General features: G+C 69.8%; 15 protein-coding genes. 8 read left to right on the forward strand and 7 right to left on the reverse strand.

Annotated features, from left to right (window positions below; genetic code table 11):
• Positions 1-2 precede the first annotated feature (2 nt).
• From JQX13_RS51785 to JQX13_RS51800, 4 genes are all read right to left on the reverse strand, one after another.
• Positions 3-5,141 carry a type I polyketide synthase gene (locus tag JQX13_RS51785; protein ID WP_203406733.1) on the reverse strand — a complete coding sequence of 1,713 codons (5,139 nt, stop codon included), beginning with the start codon at positions 5,139-5,141 and terminating at the stop codon, positions 3-5.
• Positions 5,142-5,336: 195 nt separating this feature from the next.
• Entirely contained in the window at positions 5,337-5,675 is a 339-nt protein-coding gene (locus JQX13_RS51790; protein WP_203406734.1) for a GYD domain-containing protein, read from the reverse strand.
• Between the two features lie 37 nt (positions 5,676-5,712).
• On the reverse strand, positions 5,713-6,774 hold the full coding sequence (locus JQX13_RS51795) for an ornithine cyclodeaminase family protein (protein WP_203406735.1): 1,062 nt from the start codon (positions 6,772-6,774) through the stop codon (positions 5,713-5,715).
• A gap of 133 nt (positions 6,775-6,907) precedes the next feature.
• A complete protein-coding gene (locus tag JQX13_RS51800) occupies positions 6,908-7,930 on the reverse strand; it encodes an aromatic ring-hydroxylating oxygenase subunit alpha (protein ID WP_203406736.1) in 1,023 nt (340 codons plus the stop codon).
• A gap of 646 nt (positions 7,931-8,576) precedes the next feature.
• On the opposite strand from JQX13_RS51800, the gene JQX13_RS51805 reads away from it, so the two are divergent.
• On the forward strand, positions 8,577-9,395 hold the full coding sequence (locus JQX13_RS51805) for a class I SAM-dependent methyltransferase (protein WP_203406737.1): 819 nt from the start codon (positions 8,577-8,579) through the stop codon (positions 9,393-9,395).
• A 69-nt stretch (positions 9,396-9,464) separates the two neighbouring features.
• Here JQX13_RS51805 and JQX13_RS51810 read toward each other — a convergent pair whose 3' ends face one another.
• Positions 9,465-10,577, reverse strand: a complete 1,113-nt coding sequence (locus JQX13_RS51810) for a cytochrome-c peroxidase (protein WP_203406738.1) — start codon at positions 10,575-10,577, stop codon at positions 9,465-9,467.
• Positions 10,578-11,078: a YfiM family protein gene (locus JQX13_RS51815; protein ID WP_203406739.1), complete on the reverse strand. Its 501-nt coding sequence runs from the start codon at positions 11,076-11,078 to the stop codon at positions 10,578-10,580. It abuts the gene before it with no gap.
• 133 nt (positions 11,079-11,211) lie between these two features.
• On the opposite strand from JQX13_RS51815, the gene JQX13_RS51820 reads away from it, so the two are divergent.
• The 3 genes from JQX13_RS51820 (at position 11,212) to JQX13_RS51830 (ending at position 13,996) form a co-directional block, all read left to right on the forward strand.
• Entirely contained in the window at positions 11,212-12,324 is a 1,113-nt protein-coding gene (locus tag JQX13_RS51820; RefSeq protein ID WP_239014394.1) for an acyltransferase family protein, read from the forward strand.
• A gap of 82 nt (positions 12,325-12,406) precedes the next feature.
• On the forward strand, positions 12,407-12,742 hold the full coding sequence (locus tag JQX13_RS51825; protein ID WP_203406741.1) for a TRL-like family protein: 336 nt from the start codon (positions 12,407-12,409) through the stop codon (positions 12,740-12,742).
• Between the two features lie 168 nt (positions 12,743-12,910).
• Positions 12,911-13,996, forward strand: a complete 1,086-nt coding sequence (locus JQX13_RS51830; RefSeq protein WP_203406742.1) for a cytochrome-c peroxidase — start codon at positions 12,911-12,913, stop codon at positions 13,994-13,996.
• 72 nt (positions 13,997-14,068) lie between these two features.
• Here JQX13_RS51830 and JQX13_RS51835 read toward each other — a convergent pair whose 3' ends face one another.
• Positions 14,069-15,244, reverse strand: coding sequence for a tRNA-uridine aminocarboxypropyltransferase (locus tag JQX13_RS51835; RefSeq protein ID WP_203406743.1), 1,176 nt, complete (start codon positions 15,242-15,244; stop codon positions 14,069-14,071).
• Positions 15,245-15,454: 210 nt separating this feature from the next.
• On the opposite strand from JQX13_RS51835, the gene JQX13_RS51840 reads away from it, so the two are divergent.
• The 4 genes from JQX13_RS51840 (at position 15,455) to JQX13_RS51855 (ending at position 19,214) form a co-directional block, all read left to right on the forward strand.
• Positions 15,455-16,684 carry a cytochrome P450 gene (locus JQX13_RS51840; RefSeq protein ID WP_203406744.1) on the forward strand — a complete coding sequence of 410 codons (1,230 nt, stop codon included), beginning with the start codon at positions 15,455-15,457 and terminating at the stop codon, positions 16,682-16,684.
• An 82-nt stretch (positions 16,685-16,766) separates the two neighbouring features.
• The gene (locus tag JQX13_RS51845; protein WP_203406745.1) at positions 16,767-17,993 is read left to right on the forward strand and encodes a hypothetical protein; all 1,227 of its coding nucleotides are present in this window, start codon (positions 16,767-16,769) and stop codon (positions 17,991-17,993) included.
• Positions 17,990-18,451, forward strand: coding sequence for a hypothetical protein (locus JQX13_RS51850; RefSeq protein ID WP_203406746.1), 462 nt, complete (start codon positions 17,990-17,992; stop codon positions 18,449-18,451). The genes JQX13_RS51845 and JQX13_RS51850 overlap by 4 nt, the downstream gene beginning before the upstream one ends.
• A gap of 13 nt (positions 18,452-18,464) precedes the next feature.
• Positions 18,465-19,214, forward strand: coding sequence for a 16S rRNA (uracil(1498)-N(3))-methyltransferase (locus JQX13_RS51855; RefSeq protein ID WP_203406747.1), 750 nt, complete (start codon positions 18,465-18,467; stop codon positions 19,212-19,214).
• The last annotated feature ends 45 nt before the right edge of the window (positions 19,215-19,259 follow it).

The raw sequence follows: 19,259 nt of genomic DNA on the forward strand, positions 1-19,259 counted from the left end.
CGTCAACCGGGGATGAGCCGACCACGGGCGTGCAGCGTCCAGGGCTCGGACGCGCGCTCCGCCGGTCGACTGTGGATGTGGAAGGACAGGTCCTTGTCCGGACTGCCCGTCAGGCTCACCTGGACCGACTGAGCCCCGGTATCCGGGACGAACAGCACCTTGTTGTACTCGACCTCGCCGAGCACCAATGGCCTGGACCCGAACGCCTCGGCCGCCGCGGCCAGGGCCAGTTCCAGGTAGACCACTCCGGGCACCACCACCGCGCCCTGGATGCGGTGATCATTGATGAAGGTCAGGTGCCGCTGAGCCAGCTCGGTGGCCCAGACGTGGTGCCCGGGCAGGTGCGCGAGCTCCGGCAGGCGCCGGCCCAGCAGCGGATGTCCCCGGCCATTGGGCACGCCCACCACCGGAGTGCCGGAGGACGCGGCCTGCTCGCCGGGCTCCAACCAGTAGCGCTCGCGCTGGAACGGATAGGTGGGCAGTGCCACCCGGCGGCGCGCGAACTCCGCGTCGAAGCCCGCCCAGTCCACCGCCACCCCGCGCACATACAGCTCCGCCAGGCTCGACGACAGGGGCTGCCAGTCCGGCTGCCCGGGCCTGAGACTGGGAAGCCACCCCTCCTCCACCTCGGGCAGGCAGCGGCGCCCCAGCCCCAGCAGCGTCGGGGCCGGCCCCACCTCCAGGAACACCTCGCAGCCCTGGGCCCGCAGCGTCTCCATGCCGGCCAGGAACCGCACCGGCTCCCGCAGGTGCCGGCTCCAGTAGTGGGCGTTCAGCTCTCCCGCGTCGAGCGGCTTGCCGGTGAGGTTGGAGATCAACGGCACCCGGGACGGCGCGTAGCTCACGCCAGCGGCCACCTGCTGGAACGCGTCCAGCACCGGCTCCATCAGCGGCGAGTGGAAGGCGTGCGAGACATTCAACGCCCGCGTCTTCACCCCCTCGGCCTCGAGGGCTCCGACGACGGAACGCACGGCCTCGCGCCGCCCGGAGAGGACGATGCTCTCCGGCCCGTTGATCGCCGCGATCGACACCTCGCGGGCATGGGGACGGAGCGCCTCGGCCACCCGGGCCTCGGAGGCGAACACCGTCACCATCCCGCCATCCCGAGGCAGCGCCTGCATCAGACGGCCGCGGGTGGCGATCAGCTTCAGACCGTCCTCCAGGCTGAAGACCCCGGCGACGCAGGCCGCCACGTACTCGCCCACGCTGTGACCCATCACGCACGCCGGCTCGATGCCCCAGGAGCGCCACAGGGTGGCCAGGGCGTACTCCAGTGCGAAGAGGGCGGGCTGGGTGTAGGCCGTCTCGTGCAGCAGCGCCCCCTCCTCGGGGCCGGAGAACAGCACCGACAGGAGCGGCTGCTCCAACAGCGGACGCAGCACCTCGTCGCACCGCTCCAGGGCACGCCGGAAGACGGGCTGGGTCTCGTGGAGCCGCCGGCCCATGCCCACATACTGCGAGCCCTGCCCGGTGAACAGGAAGGCCACCTTGGGGACACGCCGCCCCGCGAGCGAGCGGCTCCACACCGTGGAGGCCTGTCGACCCGCGGCGAAGTCCTCGAGCCGCGCGCGCAACTCCGTGCCCGTCTCCGCCACCGCAGCCAGCCGGTGCTCGAACCGCGAGCGCCCGGTGTTGGCGCTGAAGCAGACATCCGCCACGGAGAGCTCCGGGTGCGCCGCCAGCCAGGTGGCATGGCGCCGCGCCAGCTCCCGCAGGGCGGACTCGCTCCGGGCGGAGAGGCCGAGCACGTGCAGCGGACGCTCCTCCGACGCCCGCGCCGGAGCCGCCGCTGGAGCGGGAGCCTCCTCCAGGATGACGTGGGCGTTGGTGCCACCGAACCCGAAGGAGCTCACCCCCGCCAGGCGCGGCGTCCGACCCGAGGGCCAGGGCTGGCGCTCGGCGGGGATGGCCAGCGGGACGCCCTCGATGGAGATGTGCGGATTGAGCTTCTCGAAGTGCAGGTGCGCGGGGATCTCCTGGTGCTTGAGCGACAGCACCACCTTGAGCACTCCCGTGATGCCCGCCGCCGCCTCCAGGTGGCCGACGTTGGTCTTCACGGAGCCGACCCAGCAGCGTTGCTCCGGCGAGCGGCCCGGCATCAGCACATCCCGGAGCGAGTGCAGCTCGATCGGATCCCCCAGGGGCGTACCGGTGCCGTGGGCCTCGACGTAGCCGATGCGGGTGGCGTCCACGCCGGCATCCGCCAGGGCCTGCCGGATGACCTCCTGCTGAGCGGGTCCGTTGGGGGCGGTCAGCCCGTTGCTGCGCCCATCCTGGTTGACCGCGCTGCCCCGCACCAGGGCGAGGACGGTGTCGCCATCCCGGAGCGCGTCCGAGAGCCGCTTCAGCACCACCACGCCGGCGCCCTCGGAGCGCACGTAGCCATCGGCGCTGGCGTCGAACGTCTTGCAGCGGCCGTCCGAGGCCATCATGCGGGCCTGGGAGAAGGTGACGGTCAGGTGGGGGGCCAGGAGCAGGTTCACCCCGCCGGCCAGGGCCAGCGAGCACTCTCCGCGGCGCAGGCTCTGGCAGGCCTGGTGCAGCGCCACCAGCGAGGAGGAGCAGGCGGTATCCACGGCCATGCTCGGGCCGTGCCAGTCCATCAGATAGGAGAGCCGGTTGGCGGCGATGCTGAGCGCCCCGCCGGTACCGGAGTAGGCATCGAGCGCCCCGGTCCGCGAGAACTGGAGCTGCGCGTAGTCGCTGCTGCTGATGCCGATGAAGACGCCCGTCCGGCTCCCGGCGAGCGACGTGGGCGCGTAACCCGCGTTCTCCAGGGCCTCCCAGCCCACCTCCAACAGCAGCCGCTGCTGGGGATCGATGCCCCGGGCCTCGCGCGGGGAGATGCCGAAGAAACCCGGGTCGAAGCGGTCCACCTGCTCGAGGAAGCCGCCCCACCGCGTGCTCATCTTCCCGGGCGTGGCCGGAGTGGCCGCGTAGAAGGACTCCACGTCCCAGCGCTCCGGGGGAACCTCGCGGATGACGTCCCGCCCCCCGTGAAGGAGCGACCAGAAGGCCTCCGGCGACTCCGCCCCGGGGAGGCGGCAACCCATGCCGATGATGGCGATGGGCTCGTCCCGGCCCGCCTGCTCCAGACGCGGCGTGGAGACCCGGGAAACGCCCCCCGCCAGGTGCAGGGCAACGGCGTCGATGGAGGGATGGTCGTACACCAGCGTGGGAGACACCGGCCGGCCCAGCCACTCCTGGAGCTCCCCGGACAACCCCACCGCCGCCGCCGAGTCCAGCCCGTAGCGGGAGAAGGGCTCTCGCGAATCAATGGACTGGGGCCCCACCTTCAGCCGCTCGGAGAGCCGCGCCACCAGCCAGCCCCGGATGGCCTCCGCCGCCGCGGACAACCGGTGCGCCGGGGCACGCTCCTCCCCCGCTCGGACACTCCCTGAGGACTTCGTGGCGTCCGTGCCCTCGCGCCACTGCGCCAGCACCTCCAGCGTCCCGTTCAGCAGGCCGGCGCGGCAGGCGCGGCGCTGAATCTTCCCGCTGGACGTCTTCGGGATGGTGCCCGTGCGGATCAACGCGATGGCGTGGACCTGCAACTCATGCCGGGCCAGGACGGCCTCGCGGATACGCGCCATCACCTCGGGGGCGGGCAGCTTCTCCTGGGAGCCCTTCTCCACCTCAAGCACGAGCGCGAGCCGCTCCTCCCCCTCCACGTCCACCGGGAACGCGGCGCTGCAGCCACGCCGGAGCGCGGGATGGCTCTCCTCCGCGGCCAGCTCGATGTCCTGCGGGTAGTGGTTGCGGCCCCGGATGATGATCAGATCCTTGAGGCGGCCGGTGATGAACAGCTCCTCGCCGCGCAGGAAGGCGAGATCGCCGGTGCGAAGGAACGGGCCCTCAGCGGAGCCCGCCAGCCGGGCGCCGAAGGTCTCCTCCGTCTCCCGCGGCCGGTTCCAATAACCCTGGGCCACGCTCGGGCCGCGCACCCAGAGCTCACCCACCGCGCCCGGCGAGCAGGGCTCGAGGGTCCGCGGGTCGACGACGAGGAAGCGCTGATCCATCCACGCCCGCCCGCAGCCCACCAGGGGATGGGCCTCGAGGTGCACGGAGGGGACGGGCCGCACCTCGTGCTGCTCGAGCGCGGCCCCGTCCACCCACTCCACCACGGGCGGCTCGGCCGCGAGCCCACCGGCGACGAACACCGTGGACTCGGCCAGGCCGTAGCACGGGTAGAAGGCCTCCTTCCGGAAGCCGTAGGGGGCGAAGGTCTCCGCGAAGCGCTCCAGCGTCTGGAGCCGGATGGGCTCGGCGCCGTTGAAGGCGATCCGCAGGTGGCTCAGGTCCAGCCCCGCGCGCTGCTCCGGAGTGGTGCGCCGGACACACAGGTCATAGGCGAAGTTGGGTGCGCCGGTGATGGTCGCCCGGTAGTGGGAGAGGGCCCGGAGCCAGCGGATGGGGGCCTGGAGGAAGGCGGCGGGCGGCATCAACACACCGGGGCGCCCGCGGTAGAGCGACTGGAGCATCATGGCGATCAGCCCCATGTCGTGGAACAGGGGCAGCCACCCCACGTGGATGCTCTCCTCCGCGTCCGCCATGCCCCGCTTGAGCAGCTCCGAGTTGTGCAGGAGGTTGCGGTGGCTGACCATCACCCCCTTGGGCGCCCCGGTGGAGCCGGAGGTGTACTGGAGGAAGGCCACCGTCTCCCCATGGATGGCGGGCGCCCGCCACTCCGAGGCCCGCGCCGGGTCCACGCGATCCGTCCCCAGCCACAGCAGCGAGGACATCACCGCGTTCTGGGCGCCCTGCTCCATCAGGAGGGGCCGGAGGGTCTCGGTGGTGAGCACCACCTTCGCCTCGGCATCGGTGACGATGGCCTGCAGGCGGGTGAGGTTCTTGTCCGCCCGAGGCGGATAGGCGGGCACGGCCAGCACTCCGGCGTACAGGCAGCCGAAGAAGGCGGTCACGAACTCCAGGCCCGGCTGGTACAGGAGCAGCGCCCGCTCCCCGGCGGGCACCTGGGACTGGATGAGGGCGGCGATCGCCCGGGCCTGCCTGTCCAGCTCCAGGAAGGTCAGCCGGCCCGACTCGTTCTCCCCGTCCTGCAGGAAGGTGTAGGCCCATGCCTCGGGCTGGACCGTCGCCCGGAGGCGCAACAGGTCCACCAACGTCGAGACATCCTTCATGCCTGGAGAGCCTTCAAAGCCTGCGGTCATGCCCCACCTGCATCAATGCCATCGAAGGAATTCCTCGCGGGGCACACCGGTGCCGTACCGCCGCCGCGGGGAAGGAAACGAAGCTGTCGGGTATTCGCCCCGCGCACGAGCCGCCGGCGCCACCACCACGGCCCGGCGCGAGGACGTCACGTCACCGCCTGGTGACTACTTGGGCGGGAAGTAGACCACGCCGCCAGCGGACGCCCGCCTCAGGGCGCTCACCGCCTCGTCCATGGTCGCCAGGTGGTGCAGCTCGCCCTCCTCGAAGGCCCCCGAGGCGTAGCCCACCATGACGGCGGTATGGGCGGCCTCCGCGTCCGGGAAGTCGACGATGACCAGGAAGTGCCACTTCGCACCCCGGATGAAGTACGAGTGCATCACCTTGCCGCCCACCGAGCCGTAGAACTTCTGCGCGTAATCCTCGCGTCCCTCCAGGCTGTCGGGATTCTGCAGGAGGTTCTTGAGGACTTCGGCCTTGTACCGCGCGAGGATCATGTATTGCATGACGATTGCCTTTCGGTTGTCGGGGTGAGACGTCTGGCTAGGCAGCCACTTCGAGGCCGGGGCGTGGGAAGACGTAGCCGTACGGATCCAACGCACTGCCATTGATGTTCTCGAGCTGGACGACGGTCCCCAGCCCGAGCGCGAGCGCGTGCTGGAGCAGCACCTCGGTGACGACCTGGTCCTCCAGCGCGAAGCCCGTTGAATCGAACACCGTGCCGCGCTGGCGCCACGCCTGGAAGCGCGCCGGCTCCTTGGCCAGCTCGACCAGGTGGGGGCCGATCTTCTCCGGGGAGAGCTGCTGACACTCCCCCTCGACGAGCGCCTGCGCCAGGAAGTCCGGGCACACCAGGCTGCGCTCGAGCACGGCCAGCGGCAGCTCGATCTTCCCGGGCAGATCCGAGCCCACCGCGTTGATGTGGACGTGGGGCTTCAACGCCGTGCCACGGATGACGGGGCCGGCCCCCACCTCGACGGAGGTGGCCGTGCAGAGGATGTCCGCCTGGGCCTCCACCACCTCCAGTGGAGCCGGCAGCACCTCCAGTCCGAGGAAGGCCACCCGCGCGGGGAGGGACTTCTGGACGTCCGGGTCGATGTCGTAGGCGAGGACGCGCTCGATGCCGAAGACGCGCGACAGGGCGTGCAACTGGGTGACGGCCTGGGCCCCGCAGCCCACCAGCCCCACCACGCGGCTGTCCGGGTGGGCCAGGTACTTGCTGGCGATCGCCGAAGCGGCCCCCGTCCTCAGCGCGGTGGCCAGCACGCCGTCCACCAGCGCCCTCAGGTGGCCGGTCTGGACGTCATAGAGGCTGTTGTTGGCGATGATGGTCGGGATGCCGAAGCGCCGGGGATTGGCGGGGGCATAGCTGACAATCTTCAAGGTGACCGAGTCCCCCTTGCGCATCACCGGCATCCACTCCAGGACTCCCGGCTGGGGGGCCTCGAGCAGGAAACCCTCGCGCTTGCGGACCTCGGTCTGCGTCTCGTCGAACTCTTGCAACGCCCTTTCCAGGGAGTGCAGGAGGCCATCCATCAGCGCATGGATTCCGACCCTGGCGACGATCTGCTTCAGGTCCTGCTGCGTAATCAGTAGCGTGTCCATACCATCCCGGTTTCTTGGCTCAACCCGTGGCAATCCACCGGAGGGCCCGTCCCCCAAGGACAGACCCCACCCGTTGACGCGCACGTCCTTCGAGGAATACGAGAGTTCGCCGCCCTGGCGAGGGGGCCAGGAATTACAGACGGAACCCCACGGAGACCTGCTTGGGCATCTCCGCCGCCGGCCCTTCCAAGGCGAAGGCCCTGGCCGCGCGTGCCAACCAGAGGGAAGGGACATCCGCCTTGGTGGAGGTCAGCTTCTCGTCCGGGTACAGCCTCGCCATCTTGGACGTGTTCTCCATGATGGCCTTGTCCTGGACGAGGATCTTTTGAATCACCCGCTTGAACACGGGGAAGAGAAGAGGCGTACCCAGGGAGAAATCCGCGGTGATCCGGCAGAACATGCGTGTCTTGTGCTCATCGACCGGGACACATACGAACTGGGACGTGGAGAGATTGCTCCCCGTGCGATAGATGAGTTTGACGACGTGGGGGACGACGAGCTCCTCGGCGTGGAACACATCCTGCTCCTCACGTCCGAAGAGCCGGTAGAGGAAGCTGCTCCTCGCCTTCTCCCCGCGGGTCTGGATATGGACTCCCGTGGGAGTGGCGTTGACCTCCGCCACGACGGCCGTCTGGGGCTCGCCTCGCAGCAGGCCGGCGTGCAGATAGCCGGCATGAGAGGCATCCACCAGGTTCTCCATGACGCGGATGTAGTCACACTCGATGTCGAGCACCGTGGTGAAGGCCTGATGCCGGGGGTATTGCCACGCCTGGGGCTCGGCCGTGTAGGGCTCCTGGGAAAGACAGACCCAGACGGCCCCCTCCGCCTCATGGACGCGATGGCAGCGCGCGGACACGTTGGGAATGGCATCCCCGGCCTCGAGCGTGGGTATCTGGACGCACTTCCCCTGCTCTCCGAAACGCCAGCCATGGTAGGGACAGCGAATACACCCATCCACGACGTCCCCCGCGGAGAGCTCGACGCCCCGGTGCGGGCAGCGATCCTCGAGGACGATGGGCGTCCCCTGTCTGCCACGAAACGCGACGAGTTGCCGACCCAGGATCCGGGCCTTCAGCGGCTTCCGCTCCAGCTCATGCGACCACGCGATGGGATACCAGCACTTCTCGAGGTGGGGCGAGATGATGGGTTCAGACATAAGGATACGCGGACAGGCGGCGGGTTCTCGGGGCGGACAAAGACAGACCAGGCGCTCTCGTGAGCGCTCGGTGTCGTGATTGAACGGGTATCCCCTGGAGCCACCCCGAACCCGGACGGGCCGGAACGGCGTCATGCATGTCCCGACAAGATCGCTCGATAAGAAGGCAAGGACCGACGGGACGATGCTTCTTATGCATCAGTCCCCCCCGAACTGACAAGCAAAGAAAGTTCAATTTTCTCGTCCTCCAGGCATTCGAGTCTCAACGCGCCGCACCAAAGCACACGCATCTGACACAAGCCCGGGCCAATCAACGTCTCGCATTCGTTCGCCCATACAACCCGTGACATGAGACCGCATGTTTCGTAGCAGTAACTTCCCTCATGCCGTAATTCACAAATGAATCCCGATGCCGTGGCCGCCCACGCAGCGACGAACAGGAGAATTCCTCTCACTGTCAGTCGCGCCCCGCGCACGCCTCGAGGTTCCCAACACCAGACAACCCATTTCGCCTATATGTCGGCCTGGCGGTGTACGTGGCCGGAGCTCCCCTCTCGCCGGTGAACCGCCCCCTGCCAGGAGCGGACCTGGAGCCGGACGAGTAACGGCGGTCCCCGCCGATGAGCCTTCGAGGAGTCTGACAATAATGATGATGGATGCCAATCTCGTGGCGTCGCTGCTGCGCTGCGTGCCCTGCGGCGGCGAGGAGTTCACCGTGGAGCGCAACACCTTCCACTGTGGCGGATGCGGGCGGACGCACGCACCGGAAGCCGGCGGCTACACGGACATGTTGGAGGCCGGCGGGAAGTCCCGGCCGCGGCCTCCCACCGTGGCGCAGCAGTTGATGGAGAGCGAGGTGTTCGTATCCCTGTACGAGCACGTCATGCGCCCCATCTTCGTGCGCATCTTCGCGGGCCCGGACGCCGGAGTGCCCCGGCCCGAGGGCGAGTACGCCATCTATGAGCGGTGGCTGGACGTGCCGGCTCGTGGAGGCCCGTGGCTGGATCTGTCGTGTGGCGCCGGCTTCTACACGCAGAGCCTGGTGCGGTCCGCGAAGGGCCAGCACGTGGTGGGGATCGATCTCTCGGACGCGATGCTGGAGAAGGCCGCGAAGCAGCTCGCCGGCATGCGCAACGTGGCGCTGCTGCGGGGAGACGCGAGGGCCCTGCCCTTCCGGGAGGGGACGTTCTCGGGCGTCCTCAACGCGGGCTCGCTGCACCTGTACGCGGATCCGGACGCGGCCTACCGGGAGATCTTCCGGTTGCTCCAGCCCGGGGGCACCTACGTGGCCAGCACCTTCGCCGAGTCCCCGCGCCCGCTGGGGCACCTGGGGGTGCGGATGACGGGCATCCGGCGCACGGATCTCCCGGGACTGCCCGCGGCGCTCTCCCGGGCCGGCTTCGTGGATTACGAGGAGCAGCGCTTCGGGGATGCCTTCATCTTCAAGGTCCGGCGCCCCGAGTAGGCGCTCCGGCCCTGGGAGTCCGGGATGACAGCGGGCGCGCCGCTGCCATCCCGGGGCGCGAGCGGACCGCTACGTCGGGTCCGGCTTCGGCGTGGTGCGCGAGCTGGGCGGGAGCTCGGGGGGCGTGAGCACCTCCGGCCCGGGCAGCTCGCCGGTGAGGCTCTTGAGGAAGGCCACGATGTCGTCCACCTCGGCGTCGGAGAAGGACATGCCGAGCTGGTGCTTGGCCATGAGACGCACGGCCGTGGGCAGCTCCTTCACGGAGCCGTCGTGGAACCAGGGGCCCGTCTTCTCCACGTTGCGCAGCGTGGGCACGCGGAACTTGTGCAGGTCCTCCTCGTTCTTCGTCACGTCGAAGCGGCCCTTGTCATTGGTGGGGTACTCCTCGATGAGGCCCAGCTTCTGGAACGAGGTGCCGCCCACCGACGGGCCGTTGTGGCACGTGGTGCAGCCGGAGCTGGCGAACAACTCCAGGCCGCGCCGCTCCTGCTCGGTGAGGGCCGACTCGTCACCCGCGAGGAACTTGTCGAAGCGCGCGGTGGTGAAGAGCTTGCGCTCGAAGGCGGCGATGGAGCGCGCGGCGTTGCTCACGCTCACGGGCTTCTTGTCGCGGGGGAAGGACTCCTTGAAGGCCTTCACGTACTGCGGAATGGAGTTGAGCGTGGCCAGGATGCGCTTCTCGTCCGGCATGGCCATCTCCGTCGGGTTCAGCATCGGGCCCGCGGCCTGCTCCTCGAGCGAGGAGGCGCGGCCATCCCAGAACTGGGCGACGTGGCCCGCGGCGTGGAAGACGGTGGGCGCGTTGCGGCTGCCCTTCTGGCCCTTGTGGCCCTCGGAGGTGGTCTTGCCGTCCACGCCGAAGGTGGCCAGGTCGTGGCAGCTGTTGCAGGAGATGTCGTGGTTCTTCGACAGGCGCGTCTCGAAGAAGAGCATGCGCCCGAGCGCGATCTGCGCCGGCGTGTCCACCGGAGCCTCGGCCGCCTTCGCGGCGGCGGACAGGCGGAAGAAGGAGACGAGCTTCTCGTGGCTCATCCTCGGCTTCGGCGGCTCGGGAGCGGGGGCGGGTGCGGCGGCCACGGCGGCCGGCTTGGGCTCGGGCGGCGGAGACTCCTTGCTGCACGAGGAAGAAACGGCGCCCAGGGATACCAGTCCCGCGCCGAGCCAGAGCCGATACTGCTTCATCTACCAACCTCCCGAGAGGAACAACATCACGGGCATATTCCTACCATTACCCGGCACTCCTTGGGGATGACCCCCCGAGTTGAGGGAGAAGGCCAGGGGGGAGCGCTGGAGTGCGGGCGTCCGGGCGGAAGCCTCCCGTTGGAAGAAGAGCCGGTCGACGGCCCAGGACAGGGCGAGCCCGGTGGCCGTCCCCAGCACGTCCCAGGTCAGGTCCTTCACCGAGAAGAAGCTCCCGCGCCCGGCGTCGTAGATTTCCTTGGCCACCCCCGCCCCGAGCGCCACCCCCGAGCCGGTGAGCCACCGCGCCTCGCGCGCCTCGAAGAAGAGCGCTCCGCCGGCATATCCCGCGCCGGCCAGACCCGCGCTGACGCCGAAGTGCAGCGCCTTGTCCCGACCGAACCAGTCATCCCGGGAGGGAATCTCACGCACCTCGCTCCGAGCCGGGAGCGGCGCGAGCAACGACAGACACAACACGAACCACGGGATTTCACGGGCAGTCATGGCGCGGCATGACACCACCACTCGGGGCCTGCGTCAGCACCCGGGTCGCGGACGCCTCGCGGGGAGGGGTCTGGAATACCTGTCGCGTCGGTTTTCGAGACGCAGGGCCAGCTTGCACGTATGCTCGGGCTCCGTGACCCGACCCGGCGCCTCGCTCTTCGATCTCAGCAAGCCCTCCTCCCGTCATCCTGGACTTGACGGGGCACGAGGCCTGGCCGTGGTGGCGATGGTGTTGGGGCACACACTGGACGCGCTGCTCGCACCGGAGTGGCGCGCCCACCCGTGGGTGCAGCGGTACTGGGAGCTGCGCGGCATCACCGCACCCCTCTTCCTGCTGGTGGCGGGCTTCGCGGTGGTGGCCGCGCTCGGAACCTCCCAGGAGAGCGCGGGCCAGTCCTTCGGCCGCCGGTTGCGGCGCGCGCTGCTGCTCCTCTTCCTCGGCTACCTGGTGCACTGGCCGGGCTGGGACACGGCGCATGCGCTCGGCTGGGGCGAGGAGCTGCGCTCGCTCGTCTTCTCCTTCGATGCGTTGCAGAGCATTGGCGTGAGCCTGCTGGTGGGCGCGGCGGTGCTGGTGCTGGCGCGCGGAACCTGGACGCGGGCCGTGGTGCTCGCCGCGCTGGCCGTGGGCATCCCCCTGGCGAGCACCTGGATGTGGAACGCCGCCACGGGCTGGCCCATCGAGCTGCGGCAGGCGGTGGGCATGCCGGGCGCGCGCTTCCCGCTCTTCCCCTGGGCGGGCTTCTTCTTCGCCGGGGCGCTCGCGGCCCACCTGCTGCGGTTGCTGCGGCCCGGCTGGCCCCAGGGCCTGGCCCTCGTGGCGCTCGGTGGGGGGCTGGTGCTGCTCACCGGGCGGCTGCCCGCGGACTGGAGCCCCACCAGCGCGTGGCTCGTCGCCTTCCGCGTGGGCGAGGGCCTCCTGGTGCTGGGCGCCGTCAACCTGGTGCCCCAGGTGCTCTCGCGCCTGCTGGCGCCCCTGGGCCGCGCGTCCCTCTGGCTCTACGTGCTGCACCTGCCGGTGGTGTACGGCTGGGCCGGGACGGCGGGCCTGGCCGGACGCGTGGGGCCCACGCTGGGGCTGGTGCCCGCCCTGGGTGTGGGCCTGGGACTGCTCGCGGTGTGCTACGCCATCGCCCGTCTGGCGAAGCTGATCCGCGGGGGCCGCCGCGCCTCGGACACCACGAAGTGGCGCGCCCGCCCCGTGCCCATCGACGGCGCCGCGCTGCGCTCCGGCCAACGCACCTGACGTGGGTGGAGCATTTACACCGCACCTGCGCGTGCGCTAGATGCGCACCTCTCTCCCTCACAATCCGAGCAAACGAGGAAACATGCATCTGCTGCAGAAGCTCTCCGTCATCGCCGTCCTCTCCATGGGCCTGTCGGGCTGCGCGGGCGCGGCCTTCATCGGCCGTCCCGTCATCGGCACCACCACCCTCTACGCCGCCACCTCCGCCACCGAGTTCATCAACGAGCAGACGAGGCTCGGCACGAAGAGCGGCGAGGGCTGCGTGACGTCCATCCTCGGCATCGTCACCACCGGTGACGCCACCGCCACCGAGGCCGCGCGCAAGGCCGGCATCAACCGCGTCACCCACATCGATCACAAGTTCGAGAACATCCTCGGCCTCTACGCGAAGTACTGCGTCATGGTGTACGGCGACTAGCCGCCGCACCCGGTGCCGCGTCCCCGCCCACGAGGCCGAGTGACGCGGCGCTCCACAGCGTTTCCCTCCACACCCGAGAGACTGCTAATTTCCTGACGCTTCCGGCCTCCCCCCCCACTCAGACCCGAACGGGTCCCCGGCCGCGAAGCACAGTGAAAGTACAGCCTCATGAAATTCAACTCGCTTGTTCGTCCCTTGTTCCTGGTCGCTGTCACCGCGGGTACCGCGGCATTCGCCCAGGCGGCGAAGCCCACCGCTGCTGCTCCGGCCGCCCCCACCACCGCCGCCCAGAACGTCGTCATCGACCGCGCCCTGCTCAAGGCGTTCAAGGTCCTGCCGACCCGCTTCGAGGATCCGAAGAACCCCATCACCCCGGAGAAGGTGGAGCTGGGGCGGATGCTGTACTTCGATACCCGCCTGTCGAAGAACCAGGACGTGTCCTGCAACAGCTGCCACGACCTGAACAAGTTCGGCGTGGACGGCAAGCCCTTCTCCACGGGCCACAAGAAGCAGCTCGGCGGCCGTAACTCGCCCACCGTGTACAACTCCGGTGGCCACCTCCTGCAGTTCTGGGACGGCCGCGCCGCCAACCTGGAGGAGCAGGCCAAGGGCCCCATCCTCAACCCCGTCGAAATGGCGATGCCCAGCGAGGAGCGCGTCGTGGAGACGGTGAAGTCCATCCCCGGCTATGTGACGGCCTTCCAGAAGGCCTTCCCGGGCGAGGCGGACCCGGTGACGTACGACAACCTGGCCAAGGCCATTGGCGCGTTCGAGCGCCAGCTCGTCACCCCCTCGCGCTTCGACAAGTTCCTCGCCGGTGACGACAAGGCGCTGAGCGCGGCGGAGAAGGTCGGCCTCCAGAAGTTCCTCGAGCAGGGCTGCCAGACCTGCCACAACGGCCCCGCCATCGGTGGCTCGATGCAGAAACTGGGGCTCGTGGTGCCCTTCCAGTCCAAGGATCAGGGTCGCTTCGATCTCACCAAGAAGGAGTCGGACCGGATGATGTTCCGCGTCCCCACCCTGCGCAACGTGACCAAGACGGCGCCGTACTTCCACGACGGCTCGGTGAAGGAGCTGCAGACGGCCGTGAAGCTGATGGCCCAGCACCAGTTCGGCAAGCAGATCTCCGATGCCGACGCGAAGTCGATCGTCACCTTCCTCGACTCGCTCACCGGCGAGCTGCCCAAGAGCTACATCGCCAGGCCGAAGCTGCCGGCCAGCGGCCCGAAGACCCCGAAGCCGGATCCGTCCTGACGTGAAGCACCTGTCCCCGCGCGCCATCGGGTGACGCGGGGGCCCCACCGCCCCCCCGCCCGGCGGCCCTGGCTAGGAAGCCATGCGCTCGCGGGGCGGAGGTTGGGTGGCCCGGCCCCGCTCATCCAGGGCACGGACCACCGCCTCCAGGGCCGCGATGCGCCGGCCGGCGCGACCCCCGGCCCACCGCTCCGGAAGCCGCGCGCCCAGCTGCTCCGCCCCCTGCTCCACTCCGCCCGTCTTGTTCTTGAGCGCCCGCGCGCACGCGAGCCGCACGTTCAGCGCCTCGGGCACCGGGAAGCCATCCCTGCGCAGCAGCTCCAGCGCGAACGTCGTCCACACCGCGAGCTTGTCTCCCGGGCGCAGGAAGGCCTGGAAGCGCGCGAGCCCCGTCTCCAGGGACTCGCCCGCCAGCAGAACCTCCTCCGGGAGCTCCACGTGCAGTGGCGTGCTGCGCGCCATCGGCTGCCTCGGGGCGAGGATGGCCTCGAAGCGCTCACCCGTGGCCGGGCGCATCGCCACCAGGTGCACCAGCTCGGAGGGAAGATTCTGCTCCGCGGGGTGCGCGTTGGCCTCGGCGTAGAGGAGCACGAGGTGCTCGAAGCTCTCGGCGATGGCGCGCAGCTCCAGCGGCGGCTGCCACGCGGACTTGTAGATGCGCCGGCGCGGCGGCTCCGTCCGCTTCTCCTGGCAGTCGAGCTGCGTGTCCACCATGTACTCGAAGGCGCGCAGCATGGTGTCGAAGCGCTCCTGCTCGCCCTCGAGCGCCCCCAACACCTCCACCACCGCCTCGATGGTGGAGACGCAGTGCTCGGCCGGCTCGGCGCGGATGCGGTAGTTGCTCGGGCGGCGCGGGACGAAGCCGATGCGCGGCAACCCCGCGAGCAGGGGATTCGTCTTCACCAGCTTGCGCGCCAGCGGCCAGGTGCCGTCCACCACGATGAGCGTCTCGGGGGGATTCTCCTTCGCCTCCTCCAAGGGGATGGCCTCCTCTCCCGGGAAGAGGACGGCCACGCGCTCGGGACGCGCCGCGAGCTCCGCGAGCCGCCGATGACCGGTGAAGTCCACTCCCACGTGGAGCTCGGAGTTGGGCAGGGACAGGTGCGCCATGCGAGCCGTGCCGATGGCCACCCGGCGCTCGCGGGGGTGCTGGAGGAAGACGAGCCGCGTGCGCGAGTCCACCTGGGGCACGCGTGCGCAGTAGCACGTGGACTGGGGACGCAGGCAGCGGAGACAGAGGGAACGCACCCCGCCGCTTTAACGGTCCCCGAGAAAGCCGGCAAGGACTGGCGACGAGCCGCTCGAAGGTGGATGAGGGGAACCCGGAGGCCCGACTGTCTACCGAGACCCGAGAAAGCAAGGGGTTGCTCCCTACCCTGGCGACCTCTCGTGCGGCCCCTGTCATGCTGCGCCGCCGGCGAGCGCGACCTCTCTCATCCACCGCGCCCAGGGAGCCCCATGCAACAGGCCACCAATCCCCAGCCCCTCACGTTCGATCTCCTCAGCCTCGAGACCGCCCGGAACCCGCACCCGATGTACCACGCGCTTCGGACCCAGCAGCCGATCCTCTGGAGCCCCCAGCTCCACGGATGGGTGCTCACCCGCCACGCCGACATCTCCCAGGTGCTGAAGGATCCCCGCCTGGTCGCCGGGCCCATGACGGGACAGTTCGAGCGCCTCCCCGAGGACATCCGCAAGCAGCTCACGCCCCTGCGCGACGCCGTCAACATGTGGATGGGGCACACCACCAACGAGGGCCACCTCCGCTTCCAGGCGCTGCTCAAGCGCTACTTCACTCCGCGCACCGTGGAGAACTTCCGGCCCCGCATCCAGGCCCTCACCGACACGTTGCTCGACGCCGCCGCGGCCCGGGGCTCCTCCTTCGACATGGTGAAGGACCTCGCCATCCCCCTGCCGTCGAACGTCATCGCCGAGATGCTCGGCGTGCCGCTCGCCGACGAGTACCTGCTCCAGCGCTGGTCTCGCGATCTGGGGGGCATCTTCACCAACTTCAATCCCGAGCAGCTCTTCCAGAGCCAGAAGAGCGTCCTGGAGATGATGGACTACATGCGCGAGGTCCTCTCCCAGTACCGCCGCGGCGCCTCGGGCGAGAACATCCTCGAGGTCTTCCTGCGCGCCCAGGACGAGGGCCTCGTCACCGAGGAGGAGATCCTCGCCAACTGCGTGCTGCTCCTGTTCGCCGGCCATGAGACCACCGCGCGGCTCATCAGCCGGGGCCTGGCACTTCTCTTCGACCACCCGGAGCAGCTCGCGATGCTGCGCCAGCAGCCCTCGCTCATTCCCCAGGCGGTGGAGGAGATGCTGCGCTACGGCGACGTGGCGGGCATGACCACCCGGCTCACCGTCGCGCCCGTGGAGCTCGGCGGCCAGACGATGCAGCCGTACCAGATGGTGTACGTGATGCTCGCCGCGGCGAACCGGGATCCCTCGCTCTTCCCCGACCCGGACCGGTTCGACATCACCCGCAAGCCGGGCAAGCACGTGGCGTTCGGGTACGGCTCGTTCTACTGCCTGGGCGCGGCGCTGGCGCGGCTGGAGGCCCAGGTCTTCTTCGAGACGCTGCTGCGGCGCTTCCCCAACGTGCGGCCCGCGAAGGGCGCCTCGCCAGTGTGGGAGCAGCAGGGTCCCCTCAACATGCATCTGGTCACGCTCCCGGTGGAGCTGTAACCCAGCGACTCCTCGATGGAGGGGCTCGCCCGGCCCGGAGTCGTGTACGCTCCCGGCCCGGACGCGAGCCACGAGGGGATGCATGCGATTGAGGTGTCTGGCGGTGGTGTTGCTCCTGAGCGGCTGTCAGCAGTCCGCCCGGCCCGAGCCCGTGAACGAAGCCGGGCACCCCGCCAGCCCCGGGAAGGAGAAGGACCCCGGCGCGCAACCCATCGCGCTGGAAGCTCCCGGTGCGCCCCAGCCCTCCGCGGCGGAGGAGCTTCCCGAGCAGACATGGTCGGCGCGTTCCGCTGATGGGAGAGCGGAGGTCCGGCAGGCCGCGCACCGGAACGGGACGGCCCCACGCTGCACGACCACCTCGACGTTGTCGCCACCGGGTGATGAGCCGAGCGTGGTCTGGGAGTGGAACACCTGCATCGCGACCCGGGAGCAGCTCAAGTTCGTCTCCCCGGACGGAAAGCGGGTGCTCGTGCTCGAGCCGCTCCCCGCCTCCCCCCAGGGAAACTGGAAGGGCGTGGAGGTGGCCGCGCTCTATGAGCACGGCGTGCGCATGAAGGGCGCGAAGGCCGGGGCCCTCGTCAACGCCCCCCTCCAGGCGCGGGAGCCCTTCCTCCACTTCAGCTGGGTGAAGGGCCAGGGGGGCCTCGAGGGAGCTCCACCGCGCTACACCTCCGACGGGAAGGCCGTCGAGCTCGAGACGGTGGACGGGCGCTCGTTCCGCCTGGACTTCACGGGTGGGGGCTTTCCGGCCGCGTCCGAGGAGCAGCAGGCCTTCGCCGAATCGGCGGAGATGTACCGGTACAAGGACGACAAGGGGACGGTCCATTTCGTGGGTTCTCGCGAGGAGATTCCGGACCGTTACCGGGCCCGGGCCATGCGCGTGGAAGCCGAGGTGGGCGTCCTCACCATGCGCGGCCCCCTCGCGGGAGAGGAGCCGACGTCCTCCGCCCCCACGCCGGAGCCCCAGTCCCCGTCCGGTGCGGGAAGGGAGCCAGCTCCCAAGAAATCCCTGGAGAATCCCCAGCTCGCCACGCCCGCCGAGCTCATCGAGAGGGCCCGCGACACCGTGAAGCAGCTCGAGGAGTCCCAACGCGGCCGGGAGAAGCTGGCGGACTCGCAACTCGGAGTGACGACGCCTTCCGAGCCCGGCTCCGCGCCCGCGGCCAACAAGGACCCGAGTCCCAAGAGGCCCCTGGACGCTCCCGGGCTCGCCAATCCCACGGAATTGCTCGAACGGGCCCGCGAAGCCGCGAAGAAGCTCGAGGCGGCCCAGGGCGAGCGGGACAGGCTGATGGAGGAGAAGCCATGAAGGTGGACGACTTCCTCCCCGAGCTCATCGAGGGCTTTCGCAGCGCGGGCCGCAAAGGAGGCGTGGTGGCGGTCCTGGTCGGTGCCGTCTTCCTGGCCGGGGGTCTGTCGCTCGCGAAGGATGCGAAGGAAGACCCCAGGCACCACGGCGCCGGGTTCGCCGCAGCCGGCATCCTCATCGGAGCGGGGGCCATCCTGGGTGGACTGTGGCTCACCGTCACGGGAGGCTCGAACGAACCGGTGAGCCGCGAAGAGCCGAACGAGCCCCTCGCATCCGTTCCACTGCCCTACGCGCTCTGCCTCCAGTGTCCGCGGGTCGTGAAGAGCTGGCGCGTCGTGGCGTGCACGCGCTGTGGCGGCGACCTGGTGGACATCCGGAGCGAGGAAGACGAGCAGTGGGCTCGGGAGGCGCTGGCCGCTTCCCGGAAGCCCTCGAAGGCGCCACGGCACAGGAGATGACCGGAGTGCGTGCTTGAACCTCCTCCTCCTCCAGGACTCCGACTTCCTCCCCGACGGCACCGTGCGGATGACCGGCCGCCGTGCCCAGCACGCCCGCGAGGTGCTCCGCGCCGAGCCCGGGGAGACCCTCCGCGTCGGGAAGCTCGGCGGGCTCGTGGGCACCGGTGCGGTGCTGGAGAACACCCCCGGCCTGCTGCGGCTGCGCGTCACCCTCACCGACCCGCCTCCGCCTCGGGCGGGCGTGGATCTGCTGCTCGCCATCCCCCGCCCCAAGGCCCTCAAGCGCGTGCTGCCCGCCGTGGCCCAGCTCGGCGTGGACCGCGTGGTGCTCGTCAACGCCGCGCGCGTGGAGAAGAGCTATTTCGACTCCAAGGTGCTCGCCCCCGACTTCGTCCAGGAGCTCCTCCTCCAAGGGCTCGAGCAGGCGCGCGACACCCGGCTCCCGGAGGTGCTCGTCCGCGAGCGCTTCCGCCCCTTCGTCGAGGACGAGCTGGACACCGTCTTCGGGACCGAGGCCCTCCGGCTCCTCCCCCACCCGCCCGCACGGCAGCCACTCACCCGGGCAGGCGTCCATGACGCACCGCGTGTGGTGCTGGCGGTTGGACCTGATGGCGGCTGGGTGCCCTTCGAGACGGAATTGCTCGAGGCCCAGGGCTTCCGCCCGTTCTCGCTGGGCCCTCGGATCCTCCGGGTGGAGACGGCCGTTCCCGTCCTCCTCGGACAGTTGGCGCTGCTACGGGAGGACACTGAGCGCACGACGTAGCGCATCGGGCTTGAAGGGGCTCGTTGGGTTGTTCAAGAGTCGTCC

This window comes from Archangium violaceum, from assembly GCF_016859125.1.
Taxonomy (GTDB): Bacteria; Myxococcota; Myxococcia; order Myxococcales; family Myxococcaceae; genus Archangium; species Archangium violaceum_A.

Bases quoted from the DNA above. Each gene is read 5' to 3' on its own strand.
- JQX13_RS51785 (WP_203406733.1), bottom strand. From the start codon at position 5,141: ATGAAGGATGTCTCGACGTTGGTGGACCTGTTGCGCCTCCGGGCGACG.
- JQX13_RS51790 (WP_203406734.1), bottom strand. From the start codon at position 5,675: ATGCAATACATGATCCTCGCGCGGTACAAGGCCGAAGTCCTCAAGAAC.
- JQX13_RS51795 (WP_203406735.1), bottom strand. From the start codon at position 6,774: ATGGACACGCTACTGATTACGCAGCAGGACCTGAAGCAGATCGTCGCC.
- JQX13_RS51800 (WP_203406736.1), bottom strand. From the start codon at position 7,930: ATGTCTGAACCCATCATCTCGCCCCACCTCGAGAAGTGCTGGTATCCC.
- JQX13_RS51805 (WP_203406737.1), top strand. From the start codon at position 8,577: ATGATGATGGATGCCAATCTCGTGGCGTCGCTGCTGCGCTGCGTGCCC.
- JQX13_RS51810 (WP_203406738.1), bottom strand. From the start codon at position 10,577: ATGAAGCAGTATCGGCTCTGGCTCGGCGCGGGACTGGTATCCCTGGGC.
- JQX13_RS51815 (WP_203406739.1), bottom strand. From the start codon at position 11,078: ATGACTGCCCGTGAAATCCCGTGGTTCGTGTTGTGTCTGTCGTTGCTC.
- JQX13_RS51825 (WP_203406741.1), top strand. From the start codon at position 12,407: ATGCATCTGCTGCAGAAGCTCTCCGTCATCGCCGTCCTCTCCATGGGC.
- JQX13_RS51830 (WP_203406742.1), top strand. From the start codon at position 12,911: ATGAAATTCAACTCGCTTGTTCGTCCCTTGTTCCTGGTCGCTGTCACC.
- JQX13_RS51840 (WP_203406744.1), top strand. From the start codon at position 15,455: ATGCAACAGGCCACCAATCCCCAGCCCCTCACGTTCGATCTCCTCAGC.
- JQX13_RS51845 (WP_203406745.1), top strand. From the start codon at position 16,767: ATGCGATTGAGGTGTCTGGCGGTGGTGTTGCTCCTGAGCGGCTGTCAG.
- JQX13_RS51850 (WP_203406746.1), top strand. From the start codon at position 17,990: ATGAAGGTGGACGACTTCCTCCCCGAGCTCATCGAGGGCTTTCGCAGC.